At 73.2% G+C, this 8915-nt stretch carries 10 protein-coding genes; 6 read left to right on the plus strand and 4 right to left on the minus strand.

Annotated features, from left to right (window positions below):
* Positions 1 to 31: 31 nt before the first annotated feature.
* Positions 32 to 1294, minus strand: coding sequence for an MFS transporter (locus tag ABZ297_RS32535; RefSeq protein ID WP_355354166.1), 1263 nt, complete (start codon positions 1292 to 1294; stop codon positions 32 to 34).
* Positions 1295 to 1433: 139 nt separating this feature from the next.
* Here ABZ297_RS32535 and panB point away from each other — a divergent pair, with 139 nt between their 5' ends.
* On the plus strand, positions 1434 to 2255 hold the full coding sequence (panB, locus tag ABZ297_RS32540; protein WP_355354169.1) for a 3-methyl-2-oxobutanoate hydroxymethyltransferase: 822 nt from the start codon (positions 1434 to 1436) through the stop codon (positions 2253 to 2255).
* Between the two features lie 155 nt (positions 2256 to 2410).
* Here panB and ABZ297_RS32545 read toward each other — a convergent pair whose 3' ends face one another.
* Entirely contained in the window at positions 2411 to 3412 is a 1002-nt protein-coding gene (locus ABZ297_RS32545) for a pyridoxal-phosphate dependent enzyme (RefSeq protein ID WP_355354172.1), read from the minus strand.
* Positions 3409 to 3705 carry a helix-turn-helix transcriptional regulator gene (locus ABZ297_RS32550; protein ID WP_355354175.1) on the minus strand — a complete coding sequence of 99 codons (297 nt, stop codon included), beginning with the start codon at positions 3703 to 3705 and terminating at the stop codon, positions 3409 to 3411. The genes ABZ297_RS32545 and ABZ297_RS32550 overlap by 4 nt, the downstream gene beginning before the upstream one ends.
* Positions 3706 to 3912: 207 nt before the next feature.
* Here ABZ297_RS32550 and ABZ297_RS32555 point away from each other — a divergent pair, with 207 nt between their 5' ends.
* From ABZ297_RS32555 to ABZ297_RS32575, 5 genes are read left to right on the plus strand one after another with little or no spacing between them, the layout of a single operon-like run.
* Positions 3913 to 4599 (plus strand): alpha/beta hydrolase, encoded by a 687-nt coding sequence (locus ABZ297_RS32555; RefSeq protein WP_355354178.1) that lies wholly within the window; start codon positions 3913 to 3915, stop codon positions 4597 to 4599.
* A 45-nt stretch (positions 4600 to 4644) separates the two neighbouring features.
* Positions 4645 to 5526, plus strand: a complete 882-nt coding sequence (locus ABZ297_RS32560; RefSeq protein ID WP_355354181.1) for an ABC transporter ATP-binding protein — start codon at positions 4645 to 4647, stop codon at positions 5524 to 5526.
* Entirely contained in the window at positions 5523 to 6248 is a 726-nt protein-coding gene (locus ABZ297_RS32565) for an ABC transporter permease (protein ID WP_355354184.1), read from the plus strand. Before ABZ297_RS32560 ends, ABZ297_RS32565 begins: the two co-directional genes overlap by 4 nt.
* Before the next feature lie 24 nt (positions 6249 to 6272).
* Positions 6273 to 7355 carry a sensor histidine kinase gene (locus ABZ297_RS32570; RefSeq protein WP_355354187.1) on the plus strand — a complete coding sequence of 361 codons (1083 nt, stop codon included), beginning with the start codon at positions 6273 to 6275 and terminating at the stop codon, positions 7353 to 7355.
* Positions 7352 to 7957 carry a response regulator transcription factor gene (locus ABZ297_RS32575; protein ID WP_355354190.1) on the plus strand — a complete coding sequence of 202 codons (606 nt, stop codon included), beginning with the start codon at positions 7352 to 7354 and terminating at the stop codon, positions 7955 to 7957. The genes ABZ297_RS32570 and ABZ297_RS32575 overlap by 4 nt, the downstream gene beginning before the upstream one ends.
* A gap of 116 nt (positions 7958 to 8073) precedes the next feature.
* Here ABZ297_RS32575 and npdG read toward each other — a convergent pair whose 3' ends face one another.
* Entirely contained in the window at positions 8074 to 8727 is a 654-nt protein-coding gene (npdG, locus tag ABZ297_RS32580; protein WP_355354193.1) for an NADPH-dependent F420 reductase, read from the minus strand.
* Positions 8728 to 8915 lie beyond the last annotated feature (188 nt).

The raw sequence follows: 8915 nt of genomic DNA on the forward strand, positions 1-8915 counted from the left end.
CCCTTCAGATGAAGGGCCCGGACCCCTCGGGTTACGAGCTGGTTTCCAGCAGTGGCGCGACGTCTCCCGCGTCGGAAGGCGGCACGGACCGCCGCGCCTCCACACCCTCCGCCGCCCGCGCACCCGTCTGTGCCGCGCGGCGTCGCCAGAACGGCAGCGCGACCACCACCATCGCCACCCCGGCCAGGCCCGCCACCACGAACGCCCAGGCAGGGCCGTGCGCGTCGATGATCGCCCCGGCGATCGGCGCGGAGGACGCGCCGCCGATCAGCAGGGCGGTGCCGTGAAAGCCCATGGCCTCTCCCCGCGCCCCGGCGGGAACCCAGCGGCTGACGGTGTCGACGGTGGACGACAGCGCGGGGGCGCAGAGCACGCCCGCGGGCAGCAGGGCGAGGATCAGCCACCACCAGTCGCCCCCGGCCAGCCCCACGGGCACGGTCAGCGCGCCCATCGCGGCGATGAGCAGCAGCGGCGAGAAGCCCCTGGACAGCCCGCCGTAGACGAACCCGCCGAGCAGCGAGTACAGGCACCAGATGCCGACGGCCAGCCCGACCCACTGGGTCTGCCCCGCGTGCTCCATGGTGCCGACCAGCGAGAGCTCGGTCGCGGTCAGCACGAACGTGGCCGCGGCCGTCGTGCCGAGCAGCGCCACGAACCCGGGCGTGAGCCACTGCCGCCGCGGCGTCTTCACCGCGAGCGCCTCCAGCTCCTCGGCCGAACGGGTCGGCGGGTTGAGCACGATCAGCGCGACGCCGGACCCCGTCATGCCGACGGCGATGACGGCCAACGTCGGCCCGCTGCCGAACGTGGTCACCCCGGCCACCGCCAGCGCGGGGCCGACCATGTAGGAGAGCTCGACCAGCATCGAGTCGAGCGAGAAGCCCAGGCGGCGCTGCTCGACCGGCACGAGGGCGGCCAGGCACTGACGGATCACGCTGAACACCGGCAGCCCGAGCAGCCCCGCCAGCGCCGCCGCCGCGACCAGCGCGGGGAACGGCAACGCCCAGGCACTGGCCCAGAACGCGGCCTGCGCCACCGTGGTGATGGTCAGCACCGGACGCAGCCCGTGCCTGTCGACGAACCTTCCCGACAGCGGCGAGCCGACCGCCATGCCGATCGTGCTGGCCATGGTGACCAGCCCCGCCTTGCCGAATCCCAGCCCCAGGCCGTTGACCACGTGCAGGGTCAGCGCCATGCCCGTGGCCGTGGACGGAACGCGGGCGAGCAGGCCCACCAGCAGCAACGCCCGCACGCCCGGCAGCCGGAGCAGGCGCCGGTAAGGTTCGATAGCCATGCTGATTGCTTACCTCCGCGTCTATTCTGGCAAGGGTCACCGACAGTTTCGCCACTGGGTTTCGGAGGGTGAGACTGGCATCATCGAAAGGGTCCGGGGACGCCAGCGGGGCGCCTCGAGACTTCTGGAGGGTTAACCCATGTCCTCTCTCTATGGCGGCCGGACGGGCCGGAGAGTCACTGTCCGTGATCTCGCGGTCGCGAAGGAACGCGGCGAGAAGTGGCCCATGGTCACCGCCTACGACGCGATGACCGCCCGCGTGTTCGACCAGGCGGGCATCCCCGTCCTGCTGGTCGGCGACTCCGCGGCCATGGTGGTGTACGGCTACGACTCGACGCTGCCCGTCACCGTCGACGACCTGCTGCCGCTGACGGCGGCCGTGGTGCGGGGCTCGTCCCGCGCCCTCGTGGTCGCCGACCTGCCGTTCGGCTCCTACCAGTCCTCGCCGCAGCAGGCGCTGGAGTCGGCTGCCCGCTTCATGAAGGAGGCGGGCGCGCACGCGGTCAAGCTGGAGGGCGGGCGTCGCGTCCTGCCGCAGGTCGAGGCGCTGGTGGCGGCGGGCGTCCCGGTCATGGCCCATCTGGGGCTGACGCCGCAGTCGGTCAACGTCCTGGGCGGGTACCGGGTGCAGGGGCGCGGCCAGTCGGGCGAGGAGCTCATGTCCGACGCCAAGGCCCTGGAGGAGACGGGGGCGTTCTCGGTCGTCCTGGAGTGCGTGCCGGCCGACCTCGCCGAACGGGTGACGACGTCGCTGGCGATCCCGACGATCGGGATCGGCGCGGGCGCGGCCACGGACGCGCAGGTCCTGGTCTGGCAGGACCTGATGGGCCTGACGCCGCAACCCGCCAGGTTCGTCAAGAAGTACGCGGACCTGGCCGAGGAGATGGACCGCGCGGTCCGCGCCTTCGCCGACGAGGTGGCGTCCGGCGCCTTCCCCGCCCCCGAACACACCTACAGCTGACCCGTCCCCCTGCCTCCCGCCGCAGCGGGCGGACGTGCTGCGGCCTGGCGCCGGCGGGCGTCGCGCAGGCGCGCCCGCCAGGACGCGCGGCGTCCTCCGGGGAGCGCGCGCGTTGCGGAGGTGCGGTGCGGCGGGGCGGGTGTAGCGGGGCGGGGTCAGGTGCCGGGGTTGGCGAGGGTTGTCACGTCGGTGTTGGATCCGCAGACCACCACCGCGATCCGCTCGCCCTCGGCGGGCGTGTACGCGCCCGCCAGCAGGGCGGCGTACGCCGTCGCGCCCGCGTGCTCGGCCACGACGCGATGCCTGTCCCACAGCGTGCGGCGGGCGGCCACGATGGCGTCGTCGGGGACGAGCACGCTCTCCACCCCCGGCCGCGACAGGATGCCGTAGGCCAGGTCGCCGAGCTGGGAGGCGCCGAGCGCGTCGGCCGCCACCCCGCTCACCTCGACGGGCACGGGCCGCCCGGCCCGCAGCGCGCTGTGCAGGGTGGGGCTCAACTCCGGCTCGACGGCGACGATCCGCGGCCCGCCGTAAGAGGTGCCACCGGCCTGACCGCCGCTCGAACGGGCGCCGTCCGAGTGGGGGCCGTCTGAGCGGGCGCCGTCCGGGCGGGTGCCGAGGGTGATGCCGGCGGCGAAGCCGCCGCCGCCGACCGCCACCACGATGGTGTCCACGCCCGTCTGGGCCATGATCTCCAGGCCCGTCGTGCCCTGGCCCGCCACCACCTCCGGCTGGTCGTACGCGTGGACCTGCAGCGCGCCCGTCTCGGCGGCGCGCTTGGCCGCGGCCTCCGCCGCCTCGGAGTAGATCGCCCCGGTCTGGCGGATCACCGCGCCGAGCGCCCGGATTCCGGCCACCTTGACCGGGCTCGTCACGGTCGGGACGAAGATCTCGGCCCGGATCCCCAGCGCCCGGGCCGCGTACGCGACCGCGAGCCCGTGGTTGCCGCCGCTCGCCGCGATCACGCCGCTGGCCGGCGCGTTCCCGGCGGACAGCAGCCGGTTGAACGCGCCTCGCACCTTGAAGGACCCGGCGTGCTGCAGCTGCTCCAGCTTCAGGAAGAGCCCTGGTGAGATCTCCAGCACCGGCGTGCGCAGCACGTGCCCCTCGATCCGGCCGGCCGCCGCCACCACGTCCTGGTACGTCACCGTCGTCACAGCTCCCCCTCGATCATCCGTTTCAGCTCGGCTATCCGGGCCTCGTCGCGCCGATAGAACACCCACTGTTTGATCCGTTTGCCGCGGATCAGCCCGGCCCGCTCGAGGACCTTCAGGTGCCCGGTCGCGCTGGGCTGGGTCATGCCGAGCTTGGTCGCGATGAACAGCGAGCACACGCCGTCGTCGACCAGGTCGCCGTCGAGCTGCGGCGGGAAGTGGGCGGTGGGGTCCTTCAGCCACTGGAGGATGAGCAGGCGGGGGCCGCTCGCCACCGCCCGCAGTCCGGCTAGCACTTAGGCAGTTTCCTAACTGCCTAAGTGCTATGTCAATGCCTGGGAGATGTCGGCCCAGAGGTCCTCGGGGTGCTCGATGCCGACCGCGATGCGCACCGTGCCCTCCGCGATGCCGTGTCTGGCCAGCTCAGCGGCGCACCCGGCACGGGCTCCGCCGTGAGCTGACAGCCTGGCCTGTCGCCTGTGCCCTGCGACACTGTAGGAGGCATGACGACGACGTTCCTGCTCGTACACAGCCCGTCCGTGGGCCCTTCGACCTGGCTGCCGGTGGCGGCGGCGCTGGAGCGGCGGGGGCACGCGGCGGTGGTGCCCGACCTCACCCAGGTGTCCTCCGGCTGCGCGCCCTACTGGCCGCGGGTGGTGGAGGCGGTGCGCGCGGCGGCGCCGGACACGCGGATCGTGCTGGTCGTCCACAGCAACGCGGGCTTCTTCCTGCCGGTGATCAAGGAGGGCCTGGGAGACAGGGTGGTGGCGTGCGTGTTCGCCGACGCGCACATCCCGCCGCGCGAGGGGCTGGTGCGCACCGCCGAGGAGGGCTTCCTGCCGTTCCTGCGCGAGCTGGCCGACGCCGACGGCGTGCTGCCGCGCTGGACCGACTGGTGGAGCGCCGAGGACGTCGCGGAGCTGCTGCCCGACCCGCAGACGCGGGCGCGCGTGGTGGCGGAGCAGGCACGGCTCCCGCTCGACTATTACACGCAGCCCCTCCCGGTCCCGGCAGGCTGGGACGACGTCCGCTGCTCCTGCCTGTGGTTCGGACCCCCGTACGAGCAGGTGGCCGAGGAGGCTACGCGGCGGGGCTGGTCGGTGACCCGGCTGCCGGGCGCGCACCTGCACCAGGTCGTCGCCCCCGAGGGGGTGGCCGACGCGCTGCTGAAGCTCTCCCGGAAGTCGTGAATTCTTCACTGCCGCCCCGCTGCCCGTCCCGGCAGAGTCTGACGCATGACAGCGATCCAGGTGAACGGGCTCAGGAAGAGCTACGGGGGCTTCGAGGCGGTGAAGGGCATCTCGTTCGAGGTGCCCGCCGGCCACATCTTCGCGCTGCTCGGCAGGAACGGCGCCGGCAAGACCACGACGATCGAGATGCTGGCGGGCTTCCAGCGCCCCGACTCCGGTGACGTGCGGGTGCTCGGGCTGGACCCGGTCACCCAGCGCGCCGCCGTCAGGCGGCGCACCGGCGTCATGCTCCAGGAGGCCGGTTTCTTCCCCGACCTCACCGTCGCGCAGACCGTCGACACGTGGCGCGACTTCACCGCCACTCCGCGCCCCCGCGACGAGGCGCTGGAGCTGGCGGGGCTGGAGGCGAAGGCGGGCACGAAGGTGCGGCAGCTCTCCGGCGGGGAGAAGCGGCGGCTCGACCTGGCGCTCGCCCTGCTCGGCCGCCCCGACCTGCTGTTCCTGGACGAGCCGACCACGGGCATGGACCCCGAGGCGCGCAGGAACACCTGGGACGTCGTACGCGACCTGGCCAGGCAGGGCACCACGGTCCTGCTGACCACGCACTACCTGGAGGAGGCCCAGCGGCTGGCCACGTCCATGGCCCTCATGGACGCGGGCGAGATCGTCGCGTCCGGCGGGATGGCCGAGACGCTCTCCACGCAGCGCGGACGGGTCGCCTTCCGGCTGCCCGCCCACGTGAACCCGGACGACCTGCCGCTGCCCGTCACCCTGGAGGGCGAGACGGCGATCTGCCGCGCCGACGACCCCGACCTGGCCGCGCAGACCCTGCTCAGCTGGGCCGCCGAGCGCGGCCTGCGCCTCGCGGGGCTGGAAGTGCGCGCCGCCACGCTCGAAGACCTCTTCCTCGACAGGAGCGCCCGATGAGCTTCGCCGCCACTTACCGTCTCGGCACCCGCCTGTTCTGGCGCGACCGGGCCATGCTGTTCGGCTCCGTGGTCACGCCCGTGGGGCTGGCCATCGGGCTGCCGGTGCTGATGCGCAACGTCCAGGCGGACGGCGTCGCGGCGGCGACGTCGGTCTTCCACGGCACGATCGCCCTGCTGCTGTCGATCACCGCGTTCATGAACCTCACCGTGGCCCTGACCAGCCGCCGCGACCAGCTCGTGCTCAAGCGGCTGCGGGCAACCCAGCTGACCGACGGCCAGATCCTGCTCGGCCAGATCGCCAGCACGCTCACCCAGACCGTCGCCCTGATCGCGGCGTGCACGGTGGCGGTGCGCCTGCTGGCCGACGTGCCGTTCCCGGCGAACCCGGTGCTGTTCGCCGCCGCGATCGTGGCGGGTTCGGCGGTGCTGGCCCTGCTGGGCGCCGCCTACACGACCGCGATCCCGCGCAGCGAGCTGGCCGCCGCGGCGACGATGCCGGTGTTCCTGCTGTCCGGGATCGGGTCCGGAGCGATGGGACCGATCAGGGAGGTCCTGCCCGGCTGGGCCGGCACCGCGCTGGACCTGCTGCCGACGTCCGCCGTGGTGCACGCCATCAGGACCGGCGAGGTCGTCGTGCCCGCGGTGAACCTGGCCGTGTGGACCGTCGTCGGCGTGGTGGCCATCAGGCTGTGGTTCCGGTGGGAACCGCGCAGGTCATGACGGTCCGGTCATAATGGTCCGGCCATGACTTCCACCTCCGCGCGGCGTCTCGCGATCGTCCTGATCACCGTCGTGTCCGTCGCGTACACGGTCATCGGGCTGCTCTACTTCGCCTTCTCCCCGACGAGCGGGGTCGTGGCGGCCGTGGCGATGCTCGGCGTCGTCACCACCCACTTCCTCAACGTGCGGGCGGGCCTGAGGGGCGAGCGACCGCCGCTGTTCCCGCTCACGGTGGTGCTCCAGGCGGTCGCCACCTTCCTGCCCGACCCGTTTCTGCCCAACGGCTGGTCGGGCGTGGCAGCCCCGATGCTCGCCGGAACCGTGCTCGTGTTCCTGCCGCTGCGCTGGGGCGGCCCGCTGGTGGGCGTGATGGTCGGCTACATGATCGTCTCTGTGGCCTACGTGAACCCGGCGGTGGCGCTGTTCTACGGGGTCACCGTGGCCACCACGGGCGGCATGATCTACGCCCTGGTCCGCTTCATGCGGGTGACCGCCGAGCTGGAGCAGGCCAGGGCCGAGCTGGCGGAGGCCGCGGTGCTGAAGGAGCGGCTGCGCATCTCCCGCGACCTGCACGACGGGCTCGGCCGCAGCCTGACGGCGATCGCGCTCAAGGGCGACCTGGCGTCCCGGCTGATGGAGCGCGACCCCGTCTCGGCTCGCGGCGAGGTGAGCGAGCTGGTCCAGGTGGCCAGGGAGGCGGCGCAGGACGTCCGGCAGGTGGCCCGCGGCTACCGCGAGCTGTCGCTGGCGGGTGAGGTGCACAGGGCGGCGGCGCTGCTGGAGTCGTCCGGGGTGGGCTGCCAGGTGCATCTCGCCGACGTCACGCTGCCCAGGCGCTCCGAGGAGGTGCTCGCCTGGGCCGTCAGGGAGGCGGTCACCAACGTCCTGCGGCACAGCCGGGCGACCACCTGCACGATCAGCACGTCCCAGCGCGCCGGTGCCCTGCACCTGGAGGTCGTCAACGACGGCGTCCCCGCCGACGGCGGCAACGGTCAGGGCAGCGGGCTGACGGGGTTGGCGGAACGGGCCGCGCAGGCGGGCGGGAGCGTGGAGGCCGCCGCCACGGGGGCGGGCGGCTTCCGCCTGGCGATGAAGGTTCCCACATGATCCGGGTGCTCCTCGCGGAGGACATGCTCATGATCAGGTCCGCGCTCACCGCGCTGCTCCGGCTGGAGCCCGACATCGAGGTGGTGGCGGAGGTGACGCGCGGCGACGAGATCGTCCCCTCCGCTCTGCGGGCCCGCCCGGACGTGGCGATCGTGGACATCGACCTGCCCGTCATGGACGGCATCACGGCCGCCGCCACGCTGCGTGAGCGGCTCCCGTCCTGCCGCGTCCTGATCCTCACCGCGATGGGCCAGCCCGGGCAGGTGCGCCGCGCGCTGGCGGCGGGCATCGAGGCGTTCCTGGTCAAGGACGCTCCGGGCGACCGCCTCACGGACGCGGTCAGGCGGACGGCGGCCGGCCTGCGCGTCCTCGACCCGGAACTGGTGGCCTCGGCCATGGAGTACGGCGAGAGCCCCCTCACCCAGCGCGAGACCACGGTGCTGCGGGAAGCGGCGAGGGGCACCTCGGCCGAGGAGATCGCCTCCCGGCTGCACCTGTCGCCGGGGACCGTCCGCAACTACCTGACGGCCGCGATCACGAAGACGGGCGCCCGCAACAAGATCGACGCCATCCGCGTCGCGGAGGACGCCGGCTGGCTCTGACCGGCCGTCCCAGCCACCCCGGCCGCTCGGCAACCCGGCGGCGGAGGAGGCCGGCCGCGCGGCGGACAGCCGTTGAGGGAGCCGGCCGCTGAAAGGACGGCTGGGCGGGAGGCCGGTCAGATGTCGGTGATGCGGATGCCGGCGTGCGCCTTGTAGCGCCGGTTGACCGAGATGATGTTGGCCGTCAGCGCCTCCACCTGGTGGGCGTTGCGCAGCCGCCCGCCGTAGACGCCGCGCACGCCCGGGATGACGTCGGCCAGCGCCTGCACGGTGTCGGTCGCCTCGCGGTCGTCGCCGAGCACCAGCACGTCCAGGTCCACCTTGTCCACGGACGGGTCCATCAGGACCACGGCCGACACGTGGTGGAAGGCGGCCACGACGCGGCTGCCGGGCAGGACGGCGGCGGCCTGCTGGGCGGCGCTCCCCTCCTCGACCGGCAGCGCGTACGCGCCCTGTTTGTCGAAGCCCAGCGGGTTCACGCAGTCGACCACGATCTTCCCGTCCAGCTCCGCCCGCAGCGACTCCAGCAACGCCTTGTGCCCGTCGTACGGGACGGCGACGATCACGATGTCGGCCTCGGACGCCACCACGGCGTTCTCCGCGCCCCTGGCCCCGGAGCCGATCGACTCGGCGGCCTCCTGGGCGCGCTGGGCGCTCCGGGAGCCGATCAGCACCGGATGCCCGGCCAGCGCGAACCTGCGCGCCAGCCCCTTCCCCTGGTCGCCGGTGCCGCCGAGGATGGCGATGGAAAGCCCGCTCACATCTGTCATAGGCCAGATCATGCCACCCGCCTGCTCCGCGTCGGACCGGCAGGGGGCACCGGCGCCGACGCTGCCGCCAGGCTGCCGAGGAGCCCGATCATGTGCCGGGCCATGTGCCGGGCCGAATACCCGGCCATGTGCTGTGCCAAGTGCCGGGCCACCACCACGGGCCAGGTCCGTGACCTGGCCCGCGCCGA

This window comes from Nonomuraea sp. NPDC005983 (genome assembly GCF_040614375.1).
Lineage (GTDB): Bacteria > Actinomycetota > Actinomycetes > Streptosporangiales > Streptosporangiaceae > Nonomuraea.

Coding starts and splice junctions, on each gene's coding strand:
- panB (WP_355354169.1), top strand. CDS start 1,434: ATGTCCTCTCTCTATGGCGGCCGGACGGGCCGGAGAGTCACTGTCCGT.
- ABZ297_RS32555 (WP_355354178.1), top strand. CDS start 3,913: ATGACGACGACGTTCCTGCTCGTACACAGCCCGTCCGTGGGCCCTTCG.
- ABZ297_RS32535 (WP_355354166.1), bottom strand. CDS start 1,294: ATGGCTATCGAACCTTACCGGCGCCTGCTCCGGCTGCCGGGCGTGCGG.
- ABZ297_RS32575 (WP_355354190.1), top strand. CDS start 7,352: ATGATCCGGGTGCTCCTCGCGGAGGACATGCTCATGATCAGGTCCGCG.
- npdG (WP_355354193.1), bottom strand. CDS start 8,727: ATGACAGATGTGAGCGGGCTTTCCATCGCCATCCTCGGCGGCACCGGC.
- ABZ297_RS32565 (WP_355354184.1), top strand. CDS start 5,523: ATGAGCTTCGCCGCCACTTACCGTCTCGGCACCCGCCTGTTCTGGCGC.
- ABZ297_RS32570 (WP_355354187.1), top strand. CDS start 6,273: ATGACTTCCACCTCCGCGCGGCGTCTCGCGATCGTCCTGATCACCGTC.
- ABZ297_RS32560 (WP_355354181.1), top strand. CDS start 4,645: ATGACAGCGATCCAGGTGAACGGGCTCAGGAAGAGCTACGGGGGCTTC.